22 protein-coding genes are annotated in these 19,469 nt (G+C 44.5%); all 22 read left to right on the forward strand.

What is annotated here, in order from left to right; translation table 11 throughout:
* Nucleotides 1-4 precede the first annotated feature (4 nt).
* The 22 genes from OV592_RS07980 to ccmE all read left to right on the forward strand — a co-directional run bounded on the left by OV592_RS07980 (nt 5) and on the right by ccmE (nt 19,464).
* Nucleotides 5-274: a flagellar biosynthetic protein FliQ gene (locus OV592_RS07980; RefSeq protein WP_338625444.1), complete on the forward strand. Its 270-nt coding sequence runs from the start codon at nt 5-7 to the stop codon at nt 272-274.
* Nucleotides 274-1,053 carry a flagellar biosynthetic protein FliR gene (fliR, locus tag OV592_RS07985; RefSeq protein ID WP_338625446.1) on the forward strand — a complete coding sequence of 260 codons (780 nt, stop codon included), beginning with the start codon at nt 274-276 and terminating at the stop codon, nt 1,051-1,053. Before OV592_RS07980 ends, fliR begins: the two co-directional genes overlap by 1 nt.
* Nucleotides 1,054-1,071: 18 nt before the next feature.
* The gene (gene flhB, locus OV592_RS07990; RefSeq protein WP_406611013.1) at nt 1,072-2,199 is read left to right on the forward strand and encodes a flagellar biosynthesis protein FlhB; all 1,128 of its coding nucleotides are present in this window, start codon (nt 1,072-1,074) and stop codon (nt 2,197-2,199) included.
* 98 nt (nt 2,200-2,297) lie between these two features.
* Nucleotides 2,298-4,409: a flagellar biosynthesis protein FlhA gene (gene flhA / locus OV592_RS07995; protein WP_406611014.1), complete on the forward strand. Its 2,112-nt coding sequence runs from the start codon at nt 2,298-2,300 to the stop codon at nt 4,407-4,409.
* Nucleotides 4,410-4,446: 37 nt separating this feature from the next.
* The gene (flhF, locus tag OV592_RS08000; protein WP_406611015.1) at nt 4,447-5,874 is read left to right on the forward strand and encodes a flagellar biosynthesis protein FlhF; all 1,428 of its coding nucleotides are present in this window, start codon (nt 4,447-4,449) and stop codon (nt 5,872-5,874) included.
* On the forward strand, nt 5,864-6,757 hold the full coding sequence (locus OV592_RS08005) for a MinD/ParA family protein (protein ID WP_016401699.1): 894 nt from the start codon (nt 5,864-5,866) through the stop codon (nt 6,755-6,757). The genes flhF and OV592_RS08005 overlap by 11 nt, the downstream gene beginning before the upstream one ends.
* Nucleotides 6,750-7,469 carry an RNA polymerase sigma factor FliA gene (locus tag OV592_RS08010; RefSeq protein ID WP_016401698.1) on the forward strand — a complete coding sequence of 240 codons (720 nt, stop codon included), beginning with the start codon at nt 6,750-6,752 and terminating at the stop codon, nt 7,467-7,469. The genes OV592_RS08005 and OV592_RS08010 overlap by 8 nt, the downstream gene beginning before the upstream one ends.
* 127 nt (nt 7,470-7,596) lie before the next feature.
* Entirely contained in the window at nt 7,597-7,980 is a 384-nt protein-coding gene (gene cheY / locus OV592_RS08015) for a chemotaxis response regulator CheY (RefSeq protein ID WP_084681816.1), read from the forward strand.
* Between the two features lie 13 nt (nt 7,981-7,993).
* Nucleotides 7,994-8,734: a protein phosphatase CheZ gene (locus OV592_RS08020; RefSeq protein WP_016401696.1), complete on the forward strand. Its 741-nt coding sequence runs from the start codon at nt 7,994-7,996 to the stop codon at nt 8,732-8,734.
* An 11-nt stretch (nt 8,735-8,745) separates the two neighbouring features.
* The gene (locus OV592_RS08025) at nt 8,746-10,899 is read left to right on the forward strand and encodes a chemotaxis protein CheA (RefSeq protein ID WP_406611016.1); all 2,154 of its coding nucleotides are present in this window, start codon (nt 8,746-8,748) and stop codon (nt 10,897-10,899) included.
* A gap of 25 nt (nt 10,900-10,924) precedes the next feature.
* Nucleotides 10,925-12,049, forward strand: coding sequence for a chemotaxis response regulator protein-glutamate methylesterase (locus OV592_RS08030; protein ID WP_406611017.1), 1,125 nt, complete (start codon nt 10,925-10,927; stop codon nt 12,047-12,049).
* Nucleotides 12,042-12,788: a flagellar motor protein gene (locus OV592_RS08035; RefSeq protein WP_406611018.1), complete on the forward strand. Its 747-nt coding sequence runs from the start codon at nt 12,042-12,044 to the stop codon at nt 12,786-12,788. Before OV592_RS08030 ends, OV592_RS08035 begins: the two co-directional genes overlap by 8 nt.
* A 1-nt stretch (nt 12,789) precedes the next feature.
* Nucleotides 12,790-13,713, forward strand: coding sequence for a flagellar motor protein MotB (locus OV592_RS08040; RefSeq protein ID WP_406611019.1), 924 nt, complete (start codon nt 12,790-12,792; stop codon nt 13,711-13,713).
* Nucleotides 13,713-14,498, forward strand: a complete 786-nt coding sequence (locus OV592_RS08045; RefSeq protein WP_406611020.1) for a ParA family protein — start codon at nt 13,713-13,715, stop codon at nt 14,496-14,498. The genes OV592_RS08040 and OV592_RS08045 overlap by 1 nt, the downstream gene beginning before the upstream one ends.
* Nucleotides 14,495-15,307: a chemotaxis protein CheW gene (locus OV592_RS08050; RefSeq protein WP_406611021.1), complete on the forward strand. Its 813-nt coding sequence runs from the start codon at nt 14,495-14,497 to the stop codon at nt 15,305-15,307. Before OV592_RS08045 ends, OV592_RS08050 begins: the two co-directional genes overlap by 4 nt.
* Nucleotides 15,308-15,445: 138 nt before the next feature.
* The gene (locus OV592_RS08055; RefSeq protein WP_016401689.1) at nt 15,446-15,934 is read left to right on the forward strand and encodes a chemotaxis protein CheW; all 489 of its coding nucleotides are present in this window, start codon (nt 15,446-15,448) and stop codon (nt 15,932-15,934) included.
* Nucleotides 15,935-16,360 (forward strand): DUF2802 domain-containing protein, encoded by a 426-nt coding sequence (locus tag OV592_RS08060; protein WP_016401688.1) that lies wholly within the window; start codon nt 15,935-15,937, stop codon nt 16,358-16,360. It begins immediately after the preceding gene.
* 315 nt (nt 16,361-16,675) lie between these two features.
* Nucleotides 16,676-17,311, forward strand: coding sequence for a cytochrome c biogenesis heme-transporting ATPase CcmA (gene ccmA / locus OV592_RS08065; RefSeq protein ID WP_406611022.1), 636 nt, complete (start codon nt 16,676-16,678; stop codon nt 17,309-17,311).
* Nucleotides 17,311-17,976 (forward strand): heme exporter protein CcmB, encoded by a 666-nt coding sequence (ccmB, locus tag OV592_RS08070; RefSeq protein WP_016401686.1) that lies wholly within the window; start codon nt 17,311-17,313, stop codon nt 17,974-17,976. The genes ccmA and ccmB overlap by 1 nt, the downstream gene beginning before the upstream one ends.
* A 33-nt stretch (nt 17,977-18,009) precedes the next feature.
* A complete protein-coding gene (locus OV592_RS08075; protein WP_152781302.1) occupies nt 18,010-18,762 on the forward strand; it encodes a heme ABC transporter permease in 753 nt (250 codons plus the stop codon).
* Between the two features lie 4 nt (nt 18,763-18,766).
* Complete coding sequence (gene ccmD, locus OV592_RS08080; RefSeq protein ID WP_016401684.1) at nt 18,767-18,973, forward strand: heme exporter protein CcmD; 207 nt, start codon at nt 18,767-18,769, stop codon at nt 18,971-18,973.
* Nucleotides 18,970-19,464: a cytochrome c maturation protein CcmE gene (gene ccmE / locus OV592_RS08085; RefSeq protein WP_016401683.1), complete on the forward strand. Its 495-nt coding sequence runs from the start codon at nt 18,970-18,972 to the stop codon at nt 19,462-19,464. The genes ccmD and ccmE overlap by 4 nt, the downstream gene beginning before the upstream one ends.
* Nucleotides 19,465-19,469: the final 5 nt, after the last annotated feature.

Below are 19,469 nucleotides of genomic sequence, written 5' to 3' on the forward strand. Positions count from 1 at the left end.
ATAGATGGAACCGGAAGTCTTTGTGGATGTATTTCGCCTTGCCTTAGGCCAAGTGATGCTATTGGTTTCAGCTGCAATTATTCCTAGTCTGTTGGTGGGTTTAATAGTCGCTATTTTCCAAGCCGCCACCTCAATTAACGAACAAACCTTAAGTTTTTTACCTCGTCTATTGGTTACCCTAGGAGCGCTTATTGTCGCTGGTCATTGGTTTACCGAGAAACTAATGGAGTTGTTTTTTACCATGGTGGATATGATTCCTCAGGTTGTTGGCTAATGGAGTTTCCAGCCAGTGTAGTGATGGCCTGGATTGGCCAGTATCTATGGGCGCTTACTCGAGTAGCCGCGATGCTGATGGTATTAGCAAGTTTTGGTGGTAAATCAGTTCCAACTCGGGTGCGATTGTTACTAGCTTTAGCCATCACTTTTGCTTTAGTGCCTATTTTGCCGGAAGTGACTGGAATAGAAGTTTTCTCTTTTCAAGCTGTTATCGTTATTTTGCAGCAGGTACTGATTGGCGCCGCCATTGGATTTATTTCACAATTATTGATGCAAACCTTTGTGGTTGGTGGGCAAATTATTGCGATGCAAACCAGTTTGGGTTTTGCCTCCATGGTCGACCCGAATAACGGCCAAAGTACACCGGTTGTTGGTCAATTCTATTTGCTCTTAGCAACCCTGTTGTTTCTGGCCATCGACGGCCATTTGCAGTTAATTACTTTAATCGCTATGAGTTTTGAAACGCTACCGGTGGGCATGAGTGGCTTAAGTAGTTTAGATTATCAATTGCTGGCTGGCTGGTATTCACAATTATTTTTGGCTGCTTTAGCGCTATCTATATCCTCTGTAGTTGCAATGTTGCTGGTTAACTTTTCTTTCGGCATTATGACGCGAGCAGCACCACAACTGAATATTTTTAGTATTGGTTTTGCGGTAAGTATGTTGTTTGGTTTATTCATTCTTTGGCTCACTATTGGTGGGTTTTTGGCGCACTTTGAACGTCAGTGGGAGGTTGGCCGCAGCTTGGCATGTGACATGCTGCTGATTGGTTGTTAAACCAATGGTCTAGTTACTATGGCAGACGATGAACAAGAAAAAACCGAAGACCCCACAGGGAAAAAACTCGAAGAAGCCCGTAACAAAGGGCAGGTAGCCCGTTCTAAAGAGTTAGGCACCGCTGCAGTACTTATTAGTGCAGCTTTAGTCATCATGGCATTTGGCGGTATGCTGGCTGAATCTATGGTCAAGGTTTTCCAAACCGCTTTTGTTATGAGTCGGGAAGAAGTTTTTGACGTAAACTTTATGCTAAAAAACATAGGTATTATGGGTTGGTTATTGTTTAAACCACTTATATGGATCATGGGCTTTATTACTTTAGCCGCGCTTATTGGCAATACCTTATTAGGAGGCATGCCTTTTAGCTGGGAGGCTGCTAGGCCAAAAGCCAGTAAAATGTCGCCCATTCAAGGTTTTAAACGGATGTTGGGCATTCAAGCTTTTGTTGAATTCATCAAAAGCGTCGCTAAAGTGTTAGTCATTGCCGGGGTGGTCTGGTTTGTCCTCCAATGGAAGTTTGCTGAGATTCTTACGCTTAGCATGCAGTCTATCCCCGGTTCAATTGTTAATGCTTTAGATATGCTGCAATGGATGCTGTTAGCTTTAGTCTGTAGCTTAATTATTATTGTGATTATTGATGTGCCTTATCAAATTTGGAATCACAATAAGCAGCTTAAAATGTCTAAGCAGGAAGTAAAAGATGAGCATAAAAACATGGAGGGTAGCCCTGAAGTAAAAGGGCGCATTCGCCGCTTACAAATGGAAATGGCAGCTCGCCGAATGATGGCCGACGTACCTCAGGCGGACGTTGTTGTTACCAACCCAACACATTTCTCTGTAGCGCTAAAATATGACAGTAATGGCAATGGAGCGCCAAAAGTAGTGGCTAAAGGGGTAGATGAAGTAGCCATGAAAATTCGCGAAATTGCGCGTCACTATGATGTACCTGTGATGCAAGCGCCTGCTTTAACTCGTTCTTTGTATCATACAACTAAACTTGGCCACGATATTCCTGAAGGTTTGTACGTTGCTGTGGCGCAAGTACTTGCTTTTGTTTTCCAGCTTGAGCAATACCGCAAAGGTAAAGGCAAGCGTCCTAAACCGGTTGTTGATGATCTACCTATTCCAGATGATTTGAGATATTAACATCAGTTTCGGCACTTCCTTGGAGTGTTTTATGTGGTTGGCTCAGTTATTGCTTTTCTCGTTACATCAGTTGTTAGGAAGTCAGTATTTCGTCATTTATGGAAATCATCAATCGCCTCACCAGCTTTAAGCTTCAAGATCTAAAAAAAGTTGATGTCAATGTTATAAAGGGCTTTGGCACGCCTATGGTAGTGCTAGCTACTTTAGGCATGGTGGTTTTACCAATGGCCGCATGGCTATTGGATATTCTGTTTGCTTTCAATATCTCTCTTGCCTTAGTGGTGTTATTGGTTGCTGTTTATACTAAGCGCCCACTAGATTTTGCGGTGTTTCCCACCGTGTTGCTAATTGCTACTTTATTACGTTTGGCCCTAAACGTTGCCTCTACTCGAGTTGTTTTGTTAGAAGGGCATAATGGTGGAAATGCTGCTGGTAATGTAATTGAAGCTTTTGGTTCAGTGGTTATTGGCGGGAACTACGCTGTTGGTTTGGTGGTATTCCTGATCTTGATGATTATCAACTTTGTAGTAGTAACAAAAGGTGCTGGCCGTATAGCAGAAGTAAGTGCCCGCTTTACCTTGGATGCCATGCCCGGTAAGCAAATGGCGATTGATGCTGACTTAAATGCTGGCATTATCGACCAAGAACAAGCCCGTGAACGCCGCGCTGATGTAACCAATGAGGCCGATTTTTACGGTTCAATGGATGGTGCTAGTAAGTTTGTTAAAGGTGATGCCATAGCCGGCATATTGATTCTATTCATCAATATCTTAGGTGGGTTTATTATTGGTGTGGCCCAGCATGACCTAACCTTTTCTCAAGCTGCGGAGGTATACACTTTACTGACTATTGGTGATGGCTTAGTTGCGCAAATCCCGTCTTTACTGTTATCTATCGCTGCTGCCTTAGTGGTTACTCGCCAAAATACCGAAGCGGATATGGGTGAGCAGGTAAGCTTACAAATGTTCAAAGATCCACGAGTAATGATTATTTGTGGCTCGATTCTTTTCATTATGGGCATTGTGCCTGGCATGCCTCACTTAGCTTTTTTGAGCTGTGCAGCGGTGTGTTTAGGTGCTGCGTGGATGCGACATAAAGGCGATGCTAAGAAAGCCGCCGAGACTGCATTACAACCTGCTTCTTCCAGTTCTAATGTGAGCAGTGAGCCAAAAGAGCTAGGTTGGGATGATGTTCAACCGGTTGATGTGATTGGTCTTGAAGTAGGCTATCGCTTAATTCCATTGGTGGATAAATCTCAAGGCGGCGAATTATTGGCGCGTATTAAAGGTGTGCGTAAGAAGTTATCTCAAGATTTAGGCTTTCTGGTGCCTGCTGTACATATTCGAGATAACCTAGATTTAGGCCCTAATCAGTATCGAATAACCTTAATGGGCGTGACTTACGGTGAGTCGGAAGTGTTCCACGACCGCGAAATGGCGATCAACCCAGGTCAGGTATTTGGTAAAATTGAAGGCCAAGCCACCACAGATCCAGCCTTTGGTTTAGAAGCTGCTTGGGTAGCTACCGAGCAGCGCGAACATGCGCAAACATTGGGTTACACGGTAGTTGATTCTGCCACGGTTGTTGCGACCCACTTAAGTCAGCTTCTTACTAACAACGCAGCCAGCCTACTTGGCCACGAAGAAGTTCAAAACCTACTTGATATGCTAGGCGGCAGCTTGCCTAAATTGGTTGAAGGCCTAGTGCCAGACACTATGACTTTGTCTACGGTGGTTAAGGTACTGCAAAACCTACTGAATGAAGGTGTGCCTATTCGTGATGTTCGCAGCATTGTTCAAACCTTGGTTGAATATGGGCCTAAGAGCCAAGACCCCGATATTCTTACCGCCGCCTGTCGTATTTCGTTAAAACGTTTAATCGTTCAAGAGTTGATTGGCAGCGAGGCCGAACTTCCTGTAATTACTTTGTCTCCAGACTTGGAGCAGATATTGCATCAGTCTATGCAAGCGGCAGGAAACGATGGCGCAGGTATGGAGCCAGGTTTGGCAGAGAAACTCCAAGTATCATTAACGGAGGCGTGTCAAAACCAAGAAATGGCCGGTCAACCCGCTATCTTGTTAACCTCGGGCATACTACGTTCAAGCATGTCTCGATTTGTTAAAACAGCAATGCCTGCATTAAGGGTTCTGTCTTATCAAGAAGTGCCAGAAGATAAACAAATACGAATTGTGAGTTCAGTGGGGCAGTAGCTTCAGAGAATTAGCAAAAGGAAGGTGAACAGTGAAAATGAAACGCTTTTTTGCAAAAGATATGCGAACCGCACTAGCCGAAGTGAAGGAAACACTTGGCAGCGATGCGGTTATCATGTCTAACAAAAAGGTAACCGGTGGCATTGAAATTGTTGCTGCGGTTGAACCTTCTAGCGCTAAACAAGCTGCGCCTAAAAACGATAGAGAATTGCCTGAAGATAGCGTCAATTTGTCGTCTATGAATGCTGGTGCTGCCAAAAAAGCGCCAACAAAACAGCATCCAAGTCATGATTTTGACGAAAATGCCAGTTTGAAAGATAACCTAACCAACTTTATGCAGCGCCATCAAAAGCGTCAGCAAGAAAACTTGCAACAGTCTCAGCAAAAACAGCAACAGCAGCGCCCTCGCACTGTTCAAGCGCCACGCTCTTTAGCTCAACAACAAGGTTGGGCGCAGCAAGGCTCATTATCAAATAAACCAACTAATGCGTCTCTTGGTGGACAACCAGCTAATTCAGCATCAGCAGCTGCTAGCAACGAAGTCGGCGAACTTAAAAAAGAAATGGCCGCCATGCGCAAGTTACTTGAGCATCAAGTATCTGGATTAATGTGGCAGGAAGTAGAGCGCCAAGAGCCGGTGCGCGCGATGTTAATTAAGCAGTTGCAGCAAGTTGGTTTTGATGAAGACATGGCCGACCAAATAGCTGGATACATTCCCGAAGAGCTCGGCGTTCAAGAAGGCTGGCAGCATTTACGCGAATTATTAGTCAATCAACTACCGGTTGGCCAAGATGAGATTTTGTTAAAGGGTGGGGCTATTGCGTTGCTTGGCCCAACTGGCGTTGGAAAAACAACCACCATCGCCAAGTTAGCAGCACAGTTTGCAATGCGCCATGGCGCCGAAAGTGTGGCGATGATTACTACTGATACCTACCGTATTGGTGCTCATGAACAACTAGCTACTTACGGAAAAATTATGGGCTGCGCCGTACGCGTCGCCAATGATGAAGAAGAGCTTTCACAGTTGCTTTATCAGTTTAAAGACAAAAAATTAGTGCTTATTGATACCGCAGGCATGAGCCAACGAGATCTTCGCTTACACGAACAATTAGACAAGCTAGTAAAAAACAGCCGCGTTAATATTCGCAACTATTTGGTGATGTCCGCCAATGCGCAGCGTCGGGTAATTGAAGAAACTGTGAACCAATTTCAGCGAATTCCTTTAGCTGGTACCATACTTACCAAATTAGATGAAAGTTTGGCATTAGGTGAAGTGTTAAATGTAACCTTGCGCCATGCCTTACCAATAAGTTACGTTACTCACGGCCAACAAGTGCCTGAAGATATTGCGGTAGCTGCGCCTACCCAATTAATAGAACAAGCATTATCGGTTATCGATAAGCAAAGCCAGCAACATTTCTGGTTTAGTGAAACCGAACAACAAAAGGTTTCAGATGTATTCTAAAGACAATGAATTTGACCAAGCTAGCGGCTTAAGAATGATGCAACAAAAAAACAATGTGAAAGTCATCGCTGTAACTGGCGGCAAAGGGGGCGTAGGTAAAACTAACGTTACTCTTAACATGGGCATAGCCATGGCTGCGCAAGGTAAGCGCGTAATGGTTCTGGATGCCGACTTAGGCCTAGCAAACGTAGATGTGCTGCTCGGTTTACGTGTAACTAAAAACCTCTCTCACGTTTTATCCGGTGAATGCACCTTAGATGAAGTATTAGTTAAAGGGCCCAATGGGATCTTAATTGCACCAGCTACTTCTGGTACTCAATCAATGGTAGAACTCAGTCCTGCGGAACACGCCGGACTTATTCGTGCTTTTAGCAGCATGAAAACACCCATTGATGTGTTGCTAGTTGATACCGCAGCGGGCATCTCCGACATGGTGCTAAGCTTTGCTAAAGCGTCACAAGACATATTAGTGGTGGTGTGTGATGAACCAACCTCTATTACCGATGCTTATGCGCTAATAAAGCTGCTTTCAAACCAGCACGGTGTCTACAAATTTAAAGTAGTAGCAAATATGGTGCGTAGCTTACGCGAAGGCCAAGAATTGTTTGCTAAGCTTACTCGAGTTACCGATCGCTTCTTGGATGCTACACTCGAATTGGTATCTTGTATTCCTTATGACAATAACGTGCGCTTAGCCGTAAGAAAGCAACGAGTAGTGGTAGAAGCCTATCCTAAGTCTCCTGCATCTTTGGCATTTCGCTCATTAGCAAGTAAAGCTTCTACTTGGCCAATTCCTGAACAAGCAGGTGGACATTTAGAATTTTTCATCGAGAACCTTCTCGAGTTTGGACAACGTAAAAATAGAGAACAGCTTAGTGAATAAAGTTGCCGCTTATGCCAGCGCTAATGACACTAATGTTTTGGTGGAGCGCCATGCAAACTTGGTCAAACGGATAGCCCATCACCTAATGGCTAGGCTTCCGGCTAGCGTGATTGTTGATGACTTGATCCAATCAGGAATGATTGGCTTAATCGAAGCCGCACGTAACTTTGATGGTTCAAAAGGCGCTAGCTTCGAAACCTACGCCGGCATCCGCATTCGTGGCTCTATGCTTGACGAAATTCGTCGTGGCGACTGGGTCCCTCGTTCGGTACATAAAAACAGCCGCGCCATCAGTGATGCAATTGCAGAAGTTGAGAAAGAAAAAAACGGTGACGCAAAAGACGCTGAGGTTGCAGCAAAGCTTGGCGTAAGCTTAAGTGAGTACCACTCAATGTTGTCTGATGTAAATTGCGGACGCATTTTAGGTATCGATGACTTAGGTGTGAGTGAAGACGTCATATCAAGTGAAGAAAGTCGAGAACTAAACCGACCTTTTGAAGGTTTTGCCAATCAACGCTTTCAACAATCTCTTGCCGAATGTATTAAAGGTCTGCCAGAGAGAGAAGCACTGGTTTTGTCCCTCTATTATGATGAAGAACTTAACCTAAAAGAAATTGGTGAAGTATTGAGCGTAAGCGAGTCCCGAGTCAGTCAAATTCATAGTCAAGCGCTTGCTCGAGTTAAAACTCGAATGCGAGATTGGACACAATAGAGAAATTCATCCTTACATTTCTTGTAAAAGATGGACTAAAATTGTGTTTATTAAGGCATAATATCTATATTACATAAATTTTTGGCCTATTTAGTGGCTTGTAAAACATCCTGTTGGGGGACGTACCTTGGATAAAAATATGAAAATTCTGGTTGTTGATGATTTTTCAACGATGAGAAGGATTATTAAAAACCTACTTAGAGATCTTGGCTTCAACAATACTCATGAAGCCGATGACGGAAATACCGCATTACCTATGCTTAAAGGCGGCGATTTCGAATTTGTAGTAACTGATTGGAACATGCCTGGAATGGAAGGCATCGACCTATTGAAAAATATTCGTGCCGACGAAAGTTTGTCTCACTTACCTGTTTTAATGGTAACTGCCGAAGCAAAACGTGAACAGATCATCGAAGCTGCTCAAGCCGGCGTAAATGGATATATTGTTAAACCTTTCACTGCAGCCACGCTAAAAGAGAAGCTAGATAAGATTTTCGAAAGACTACAATAAGAAAGGAAGATGCGTGAGCACAGATACTCCGATTATTTCATTAGCCGACGCCAAATCTTTGGTTGCGCTACTTGAAGAAGGAAATGTCGCCGAGGCGAATCAACTTGTTAGTGAGCTTTGTGCTCCAAAAGCTAACCTGCTATTTGATAAGGTTGGGCAGCTCACTCGTCAGCTTCATGACTCTTTAAATGAATTTAAACTCGATATTCGAATTAACGAGTTAGCTAATCAAGAAATACCAGACGCTAAAGAGCGGTTGAACTATGTGATAGAGATGACCGATCAAGCGGCCAATAAAACCATGGACGCAGTAGAGTCTGGCCTTCCAATTGCCGATCAATTAACTAACGAAATCAACAGTATCATGCCTATATGGCAAAGTTTGATGGAACGAAGAATTGAAATCGGCCAATTTAAGGCGCTATGTCACCAAATCGATATTTTCCTTAATAGTTCTTCAGCAAATGCCGATAAACTACGTAGCATGTTAACCGAAATATTGATGGCTCAAGATTTCCAAGATTTAACCGGTCAGATGATTCGTAAGGTAATCACCTTGGTGCAAGAGGTGGAAGAAAGTCTGGTTGAAATGCTTACCTTGTTTGGAAATGAGAACGCCGAAGTAGTAGAAAATAAAAAAGTGACTAAATCTGCTATTGAAGCCGAAGGGCCAATATTAAATAAAGAGCAAAGGGACGACGTTGTTAACGACCAAGATGATGTTGATGACTTGTTGTCTAGTTTAGGATTTTAAGGGAGTAGCGCATGTCGTTTGATGTAGATGAAGACATCTTACAAGACTTTCTCGTAGAAGCGGCGGAGATCCTTGAGCAGCTGTCTGAACAGCTGGTTGATTTAGAAAAACGTCCAGATGACAGTGACTTGTTAAATGCCATATTTCGTGGCTTCCATACGGTTAAAGGTGGGGCAGGCTTTTTGTCATTAACCGAACTGGTTGATGTTTGTCACGGAGCTGAGAACATTTTTGATACCTTGCGCAATGGTGGAAGAAGTGTATCGCCGGAGCTAATGGATGTGATTCTTGAAGCGCTAGATTCAGTTAATGATATGTTCGCTCAAGTTCAAGCACGCGAGCCTTTAACACCTGCGTCTCCTGAATTAATCGAAAGCTTACATCAGTTGTCTCGCCCAGAGTCTGCTGACGAAGTGGCTGCAGAGCCAGAGCCAGAGCCAGAGCCAGAGCCAGAGCCAGAGCCAGAGCCCGTAGCTGCGGCTCCAAGTGCCGATGCCGGCAATATTGACGAAATTACCGACGACGAGTTTGAGCGTTTGCTTGATGAGCTGCATGGCTCAGCCGCACCTGCTGCGGCCGCAACACCAAAACCTGCTCCCGCCGCTCCAGCTGAAAAAGCTTCCAGCGATGGTGATATTTCAGATGATGAATTTGAAAAACTGTTGGATGAACTGCATGGTTCTAAGGCGCCAGGTGCTGGACAAGCGGTTGCACCTAAAGCGCCAGAAGTAGCGAAGCCTAGTTCAAATGCTGATGAAATTGGTGATGATGAATTTGAGAAACTGCTAGACCAGCTACATGGTGCAGGCAAAGCACCAGACACTAAGGCCGCTCCAGCTAAGCCCGCAGCTAAAGCTGCGCCTAAGCCTGCTGCAAAAATTGAAGCTAGTCCTAAAGCGCCTGCTAAACCAGCAGCACCGGCCAAACCTGCTGCTAAGGCCGCTCCAGCTAAACAAGAGCCTGCAAAAGCGCCGGCCAAGCAAGCTGTACCTCAAGGCGAAACCACAGTTCGCGTAGATACCCGCACTCTAGACGATATTATGAATATGGTTGGCGAGTTGGTATTGGTACGTAACCGCTTAGTGAGTTTGGGCCTTAATAGTAATGATGAGGATATGTCTAAAGCCACCGCTAACTTGGATGTGGTGACAGCTGATCTTCAAGGTGCGGTAATGAAAACCCGCATGCAGCCAATCAAAAAAGTGTTTGGCCGTTTCCCTCGAGTAGTTCGAGATTTAGCGCGAAGCTTGAAAAAAGACATTAACCTAGAGTTGGTGGGTGAAGATACCGACTTAGATAAAAACTTAGTTGAAGCGCTGGCCGATCCATTGGTTCACTTAGTTCGAAACTCTGTTGACCATGGTATTGAGATGCCAGACGATCGAGTTGCTTCAGGTAAACCTCGTACTGGTGTTATTCGCTTATCAGCCTCACAAGAGGGCGATCATATCTTGCTCAAAATCGAGGATGATGGCGCTGGTATGAATGCCGATAAGCTAAAATCTATTGCGATTGAGCGCGGCGTGCTTGATGCCGATGCCGCTGCTCGCATGCCAGATAAAGATGCTTATAGTCTAATTTTTGCGCCAGGGTTCTCTACTAAGACTGAGATTTCAGACATCTCAGGTCGCGGTGTGGGCATGGACGTGGTGAAAACCAGCATTACCCAACTTAATGGTTCAGTTGATATTGATTCACAGTTGGGGCAAGGCACTACACTACAGATTAAAGTACCGCTAACCTTGGCTATTTTGCCAACCCTGATGGTAGACGTTGGCAAACAGACTTTTGCTTTACCACTGACGAGCGTGAATGAAATCTTCCACCTAGACCTGACCAAAACTAACGTAGTTGATGGTCAAGAAACCGTGATTGTTCGTGACAAGGCAATTCCATTGTTTTACTTACAAGACTGGTTAATTAGAAATGGTCAATCTGGAGAGCGTAGTTCTCAAGGGCACGTGGTTATCGTACAAATTGGCCCACAACAAGTCGGTTTTGTTGTTGATAATCTGATAGGCCAAGAAGAAGTGGTGATCAAAGCACTAGATCAATTATTGCAAGGTACTCCAGGTATGGCTGGTGCAACAATCACTAGTGATGGCCGTATTGCTTTAATTCTTGATATTCCAAGCCTGTTGAAACGCTACGCTCGTAAGATGTAAGCCTAGCCTTTAAGAAGAATCTAACATGGCAATAAAAGTACTTGTAGTTGATGATTCGAGCTTTTTCCGACGCCGGGTAAGCGAGATCATCAACGCGGACCCTTCTTTAGAAGTGGTCGATACCGCAAAAAATGGCCGTGAAGCCATCGACATGGTCGCTCGTCTAAAACCCGATGTAGTGACCATGGATATCGAAATGCCGGTAATGGATGGTATCACTGCCGTTCGTGAAATTATGGCGAAGAATCCCACCCCGGTGCTTATGTTTTCTTCACTAACTCACGAAGGCGCAAAGGCCACTCTTGATGCCCTAGAAGCTGGCGCTCTCGATTTTATTCCTAAAAAGTTTGAAGACATAGCTCGTGATAGAGAAGAAGCGGTTAGCCTTCTTCAGCAGCGGGTTAAAGCTATTGCTCGCCGTCGCGTTAGTGCTCGTCGAAGTGTTAGCGCACCGGCTCCAAGCACTCCTGTTCGGCCTAGCACAGCTACAAGGCCTGCAGTAAAAGCTTCGCCAACTACTTCAGCCCCACAACCAAAAGAGCGTGCTACCGCCCGTTTTAAGCCTTCAGGCAAACGCTATAAGTTAGTGGCTATCGGCACTTCCACTGGTGGCCCCGTTGCGCTACAAACCATTCTTACTCAAATACCTGCTGGCTTTTCTAAACCGATTCTATTGGTTCAACATATGCCGGCTACTTTTACTGCGGCTTTTGCTCAGCGACTCAATAGCTTGTCGAGAATCAATGTTAAACAAGCAGAGGACGGTGACGAGTTACGCCCTGGTTGGGCTTATTTAGCACCAGGTGGTAAGCAAATGTTGGTGGAAGGTCGAGGATCTTACGGTCGTTTACGGGTCATTGATGGTAACGATAAAGTAAATTACAAACCGTGTGTTGATATTACTTTTGCCTCTCTAGCAAAGAGTCACCAGTCTAATGTATTAGCGATGATACTTACTGGTATGGGGGCCGATGGCAGAGATGGCTCGCGCTTACTCAAAGAGCAGGGCTCTACCATTTGGGCGCAAGATGAAGCCAGTTGCGTGGTGTATGGTATGCCTCAAGCAGTTGCTAGTGCTGGTTTAGCGTCTGAACAACTACCTCTTGATCGCTTTTGTGAAGCGATTGTAGCGGAAATAGGGAATGGATAAACTTAGCATTGCTGGCGTGTTTATCGCCTTCTCTGCTGTTGGTTTAGGTCATTCTTTAGCGGGTGGTAGCTTTTCAGATCTGGTTAATTTGCATGCCTTTATTATCGTTGTAGGTGGTACGGTTGGCGCGGTCATGCTGCAAACGCCTGCTTCTCAATTTGTTCAAGCTATAAAATCCATTCCGCGAGTTTGGCAAAATCAACAACTTGACGTTAAAAAGCAAACTCAACTAATTTTAAGCTGGTCTCACACAGTTCGTAAAGATGGTTATCTGGTATTAGAAAAACATCGACAACAAGCCGATGCCTTTAGTGTATTAGGTTTAGAAATGTTGATAGATGGCGCTGAAACCGAGCAGTTAAAGCAGTCGCTAGAAGATGTAATCGATCTTGAGCAAAATCGCTTGGAAAAACAAGCAGGAGTGTTTGAAGCGATGGGTGGGTATTGCCCAACCGTTGGCATTCTTGGGGCGGTATTGGGGCTAATTCAAGCCATGGACTTTTTAACTAGTCCTGAGCAATTGGGTCAAGGAATTGCCGTGGCATTTGTTGCCACCATTTATGGGGTAGGGTTCGCCAACTTTGTGTTTTTGCCCATTGCCAACAAACTTCGTGCTTTAGCAGGAGAGCGAGCAATATACCAAGAGATGACTCTGGCCGGCTTAGTCTCTATTGCAGAGGGTGCCAATAGTATGGAAGTGCAACGACGCTTGCATAGCTTTAATACGGAACTTAGCTAATATGCGTCATCGCTACGCCACGCAGGCAAAGCGGAACGCAAGTACCGAACGTTGGCTGGTGTCTTACGCTGATTATATGACGCTAATGTTTGCCTTGTTTGTTGTTTTGTATGCCATGGCCATTGCTAATGAAAATGAATATCCCGAATTACAAACCCGATTGCAGCAAGCTATTTCGCTTTTCGAATCCGATAAAGTCTCAAACCAAGAAATTGTTGCTATCGAGTTAGAAGGTTCCTCAGAGGCCGGCATTTTATCTGGCGGACAATCTATATTAGATGGAGAAGTCTTTAAACGTGTCGAAGCAACTCCAGCAACTAGTGATTATAAAAGCAATGCTGACGATGAAGGATTTATTCAGCTGGCTGAACAACTGGCAACAGAGTTTAAAGATTTTCTAAAAACCGACGATATAGTAATAAGTTATGATGAACAGTGGCTCACTATAGAGCTGGATAGTCGACTGTTTTTTGCTAGTGGCAGTGCGTACTTACTCAAACCTGCTGCTCAGGTTATTGATGTGTTGGCAGAAAAGCTACGTCAAGTTGATAACTATATTCGAGTTCGTGGTTACACTGATGAAGACAGCATTGATAGCGAACTTTACCCTAGCAACTGGGAGTTATCTGCAGCGCGAGCAACACGGGTCTTAAGAGAGTTGCAAGTTAGGGGAGTAGCGCCTGCTAGAATGGCATTAGAAGCTTACGCTGAGTTTGCTCCCGATGAGACGAGTACGAGTCATCGCAAAAACCGACGAGTAGTCATCGCCTTAGCGAAAACTTTATGGCAGCCAAAGGCTGAAGTAAGTCCTGAAGAACCGGAAAAAGGGGAAGCAGAACCGAAAAAACAACCAGACAGTGAAACCATGTTAGCTGTGCCCTTAGAAGGCGGCGGGGTACGTTTTACAACAAGGCAGGAAGAATAGTGAAAGTTTGGACAGTAGCCAATCAAAAAGGTGGCGTAGGTAAAACCACTACGGTAATTTCGCTTGCCGGTTTGTTGGCGCAGCAGGGTAAACGCGTTCTGTTGTTAGATACCGATCCGCATGCTTCGTTAACCAGTTATTTGGGTTTTGATGTTGATAGTGTGCAAGGCACCCTATACGAGCTTTATCAAAACAGCCAAATTGATGATGCGATGGTTACTCATAGTATTCAGGCCACTGCATTTGATAATCTCGACCTTATCCCGGCAAGTATGGCTTTAGCAACGTTAGATAAAGTGCTAGGTCAACGTGAAGGTATGGGGCTAATTCTCAAACGCATCTTATCTCGCGTCGAAGATAAATATGACCATGTGTTAATTGATTGCCCGCCAGTATTAGGGGTAATGATGGTGAACGCTTTAGCTGCTAGTAACAGGGTGTTAGTGCCAGTACAAACCGAGTTCTTAGCAATTAAAGGCTTAGAACGAATGGTTAAAACCTTAGCGATTATGCAGCGCTCTTGCCCCGGTCCCTTGCGCTACACTGTGGTTCCAACTATGTATGATAAGCGCACCAGAGCGTCATTGGCAGCGCTTAAAGAGCTACAAGAAACTTACCCCCAAAATATTTGGAATTCGGTTATCCCCATCGACACTAAGTTTCGCGACGCCAGCCTTCGTCACACTCCGCCTTCTTATCATATTAAGAACTGTCGCGGCGTTTTTGCTTATCAAACATTATTAGCGCATTTACTGCAAATGACAGATGAGCAGGGGCTATTATGAACAGTGACAAGTTGATGGAAGAAGCACTAGGCGACTACTTTGATTCATTACTTACTGAATCTGAGCCCGAGCCAGAAAAACGTCCCGAAGTAAAACCAGCAATTCAAGAAAAAGCAGCACAACACCTGGAGCCGCAAACCAAGCCATTGGAAGAATTGTTTGCTGAAGCCGAGCAGCGCGTGGCTGCAGTCGCAGAAGCGCAACCGGTATTGCTGCCCATTAAAGAGTTGCCGGAACAAGCGCCTGAGGTTGAAGTTGAGGTAAAGGTTGAAGAGTTAGAGCAGCCGGTAGAAGATCAAGAAGTTGAGGTTGAAACCGAAACCTCCCATGCTCCGCAAGAAGAGCCAACTGCCGCCGAATGGCAAAATATCGACACTGATAACGACTTTCAGGTGCTGTTTTTTGAAGTGGCAGGGGTAACTTTTGGTGTACCGCTTACTCAGCTTGGAGGTATTCACCGAATCTCCGAAGTGAGCCCGTTGTTTGGTAAGCCTCCTTGGTTTTCCGGCATTATGATCGAACGCGAAGAAAAGCTCAGTGTGGTTGATACCGCTAAATGGGTGATGCCAAACCAGCCATTTGAGCCAGACTATAAGTATTTAGTGATGTTAGGTGAAAGTGCTTGGGGCTTAAGCTGTGAAAAACTATTTGGCACAGAGAGGCTTAACCGAGATGACGTTAAATGGCGCTCAACACCTGGTCAAAGACCTTGGTTAGCCGGAATGGTAAAGCAAAAAATGTGTGCCTTGTTGCATGTTGAAGAGCTACAACAAATGCTCGCAGATGGCGTAGATATCGAAGGACATTAAAAATCTGAGAGCCTGATAGGCTTCTCAAGTTGAAAAGGTAGGAAAATCTGCCATTTAGTTTTATAACATATGATATATACTGAATAATATGAGTTGCGAGATCCGATAGGACTCACGAATACTAAAAAGGACACGCAGATGAGCGAGCAGCGTAACATCGCAGAAAATATTGCCGAAGATGAAGTATTACAATGGGTGACTTTTCAGCTAGAAAGTGAAACCTATGGCATCAACGTAATGCAGGTACAAGAAGTATTGCGTTATACCGAAATTGCCCCAGTACCAGGTGCGCCAAATTATGTACTAGGTATTATTAACTTGCGCGGCAATGTAGTTACGGTTATTGATACCCGTTCACGTTTTGGGTTGCCTTCTTCTGATATCACAGAAAATTCTCGAATTGTTATTATCGAAGCAGAATCTCAAGTGATTGGCATCTTGGTTGATAGTGTTGCAGAAGTGGTTTACTTGCGCTCGTCTGAGATTGATATCGCGCCTAATGTGGGTACTGAAGAAAGCGCTAAGTTTATCCAAGGTGTGAGTAATCGCGACGGACAATTGCTCATCTTAGTTGATCTAAATAAACTGCTTTCTGATGAAGAGTGGGACGAAGTAAGCTCACTATAAATGGATTGGATTAATCTGATTGCCCTAGTGGCAACCGTTGTTTGCCTTGTTGGTGCTATTTGGTTCAGCAACAAGGCGCAACAGCAATTGAAAGCCAATGAGCAAAAAATGCAAAGCTTAGAGGTAGTCACCAAAAATCTTCTTCAGTCACATCGAGTGGTTGAAAAGCAACTGCAAGAAATTCATCAAGCCAATGCCTCTTTGGTGGGTGAGTTAGAACGGCAAAGTGAACAAGTAGAGCAAGCTTTCCTTCGTACCTCTCAAATCCAATCGCAAGATCCCGACAGCAAATTGTATACTCGAGCGGTAAAGCTGGTTGAATTAGGTGCAGATTTAGATGAAGTTATGCGCGAGTGTGAGCTGCCAAAAGCTGAAGCTGAATTGCTACTAAGTTTACGCAATAAAATGAAAGGGCAAGTTAGTTAAGCTGGTTATAGCTAGAGAATGCTTTTGTTTAGCCTTCCGTGTTTACACTCAATGATTTAACCTCATTAGCCCGATTCAAATTCTTGGTTTTTTCCTCGCTTCTTTTACATTTCTATTTATGGCTTCATCAATTCAAATAAACTGCGAGAGCATGTTAGCGCTCAACTGAAATGCCGCAATATACAAACAGGCTATGTTTTTGTTACTTGTATTGCAAAGCGCTGTAAACATGGCGTTAATCCTTATGCTCAATCTAGTTTTTAGGCTTAGCTGTGTTAACATCCTAGCCTGTGTGTTGGGCAAGAAAATAGTTGAATGTTAAAGGTTAATGGACTGAGTTGTGTACGTGAGGAACGAGTATTGTTCGACGACTTGTCTTTCACATTATCACCGGGTGAAATTTTGCAAGTTGCCGGGCCAAATGGCGCCGGTAAAACCAGTTTATTGCGATTGATTTCCGGCTTGTCACGCCCCGAAAGTGGTGAAATTTTTTGGCAAGATGAAGCCATTTCCCAGCAGGCTGAGCAATACCATCAACAGTGTCTTTATCTAGGCCATCATGCTGGGGTAAAGGCCGAACTTAGTGCAGTAGAAAACTTACGTTTTTATCTAGGATTGGCTGGCGAAAGCATGGAGCAAGAACAGCTTTACGCTTTGTTAACCCGTGTAGGTTTAGCAGGCTTAGAAGAAGAAGCTGTTGCTCATCTTTCTGCAGGACAACAGCGCCGAGTAGGGCTGGCTAGGTTGTGGCTGGTTGCGCGCAAATTGTGGATCCTTGATGAACCATTTACCGCGATAGATAAACAAGGCGTCGCGTATTTGGAACAGGTTATTTTGTCTCATGCTCAAAAAAGAGGAATGGTGTTGTTAACAACTCATCAAGAGTTAAATATTCCTACTTCTGATTATCGAATCTTGGAGATTAAGCCGGCCTTTGAGGAAGTGCTGTAATGCATGCGTTTACTACTGTTGTTAAGCGTGAGCTTCTAGCCGCTTTTCGGCAAAAGTCAGATGTGCTTAACCCGCTGTGGTTTATTCTCATCGTTATTACCTTATTCCCCATTGCAGTAGGGCCAGAGCCCTTGTTATTGGCTAAAATAGCGCCGGGTATTTTGTGGGTGGCTGCGCTGTTATCTTCGTTATTGTCTTTAGAGCGTTTATTTCGAGATGATTTTGCAGATGGGTCTTTAGAGCAGATGCTGATGAGTGGCTCATCGCTAGCATTGATAGCCTTGGCTAAAATCGTGGCCCATTGGCTGATAACAGGTGTGCCTATCTTATTGCTTTCGCCTCTTTTGGCAGTGCTTCTGTCTTTAGAATGGCAAAGTTTCCAAGCTACCTTTTACACCTTAGTGCTAGGAACCCCAGTATTGAGTTTGATTGGTTCTGTAGGGGTCGCCTTAACCGTTGGTTTACGCAAAGGGGGCGTTTTACTTAGCTTGTTAGTTTTGCCTTTGTATATTCCGGTGTTGATTTTTGCGACATCTGCGATTGAAGCTGCGTCATTAAGCTTGCCCTATGCCGGGCATTTAGCGATCATGGGTGCCATAAGCTTACTTGCACTCACCTTGGCTCCTTTTGCCACGGCTGCAGCGCTAAGAGTAAGCATTAACTAAATTTAGAATAAGACCGAGAGAGTAAATACCATTATGTGGAAATGGTTACATCCATATGCAAAACCTGAGGCGAGTTACACCCTAGCGGGAAAATTTGTGCCTTGGTTTAGTGTTTTTGCCATTGTGTGTTTTTCTGTAGGTTTAGTGTGGGGCCTTTTATTTGCACCTGCCGATTACCAACAAGGCGACAGTTTTAGGATTATCTATATTCATGTGCCTTCAGCAATTATGTCGATGGGCGCATACTCATCAATGGCCATAGCAGCTTTTATTGGTTTAGTTTGGCAAATTAAACAAGCTGATATGTATGTAGCAGCTGTTGCGCCAGTTGGCGCTGTATTTACTTTTGTTGCCTTATTTACCGGCGCTGCTTGGGGCAAACCAATGTGGGGAGCCTGGTGGGTATGGGATGCGCGCCTTACTTCAGAGTTAATACTGCTGTTTTTATATTTGGGGGTTATTGCACTGTATAACGCTTTTTCTGATAAAACCATGGCTGGTCGCGCTGCAGGCATTCTCAGCATTGTTGGTGTAATTAATTTACCTATTATTCATTACTCAGTAGAGTGGTGGAACACCCTGCATCAGGGCGCAACCATTACCAAGTTTGATAAACCCTCTATCGATTCTCGAATGCTATGGCCCTTACTGCTTAATATTCTAGCCTTTGGATTTTTCCTTGGCGCGGTGAGCTTGGTTCGCTTTAGAACTGAACTGTTGCGCCGCGAGCAACGTAGACCATGGGTACAACAACTTATTCAACGCCATATTCAAGCAAAGGGGTAGCACGATGCAATTTGAATCAGTCGCAGATTTTTTTGCTATGGGTGGTTATGGTTTTTATGTGTGGCTTGCGTTTGGGGTAAGCGCTCTAGCCATGGTAGGTATAGTGATAGACAGTATTGTTAAACGAAATGCCATTTTTAAATCTGTTGCGCGCCAATCTGCGCGACAGCAACGAGTTGAAGCAGCAAAAGAGGTAACTGAACGCTTATGAACCCAAGACGTAAAAAACGCTTAACGATTGTTCTAGCAATTGTAATTGGTTTGGGGGCTTCTATCGGCTTGTTGCTGTTTGCGTTACAACAGAATATCGATCTATTTTACACTCCCTCCGAGCTGGTAAATGGCAAGGGAAAAGACGAGATTAAACCCGAAGTAGGCCAACGGTTAAGAATTGGTGGCTTGGTATTACCTGGTACGGTTGAGCGCTCGCAAACTAGCTTGCAAGTTAGTTTTAAGCTGAGCGATGCTGGTGGTGGTATTGTAACCATTAACTATGAAGGCATTCTGCCAGACTTATTTAGAGAAGGACAAGGCATTGTAGCGCAAGGTGAATTAGCCAATGCTACAACCGTAAATGCTTTCGAAGTACTCGCTAAACACGACGAAGAATACATGCCACAGGAAGTGGCTGAAGCACTAGAAGGTATGGAACACTTTAAACCAGAATATACAGAAGCCCAGCTTAAAGGCTCTGGACACTAGAGACG

The sequence above is a fragment of the Agarivorans sp. JK6 genome (genome assembly GCF_045277145.1).
Lineage (GTDB): Bacteria > Pseudomonadota > Gammaproteobacteria > Enterobacterales > Celerinatantimonadaceae > Agarivorans > Agarivorans albus.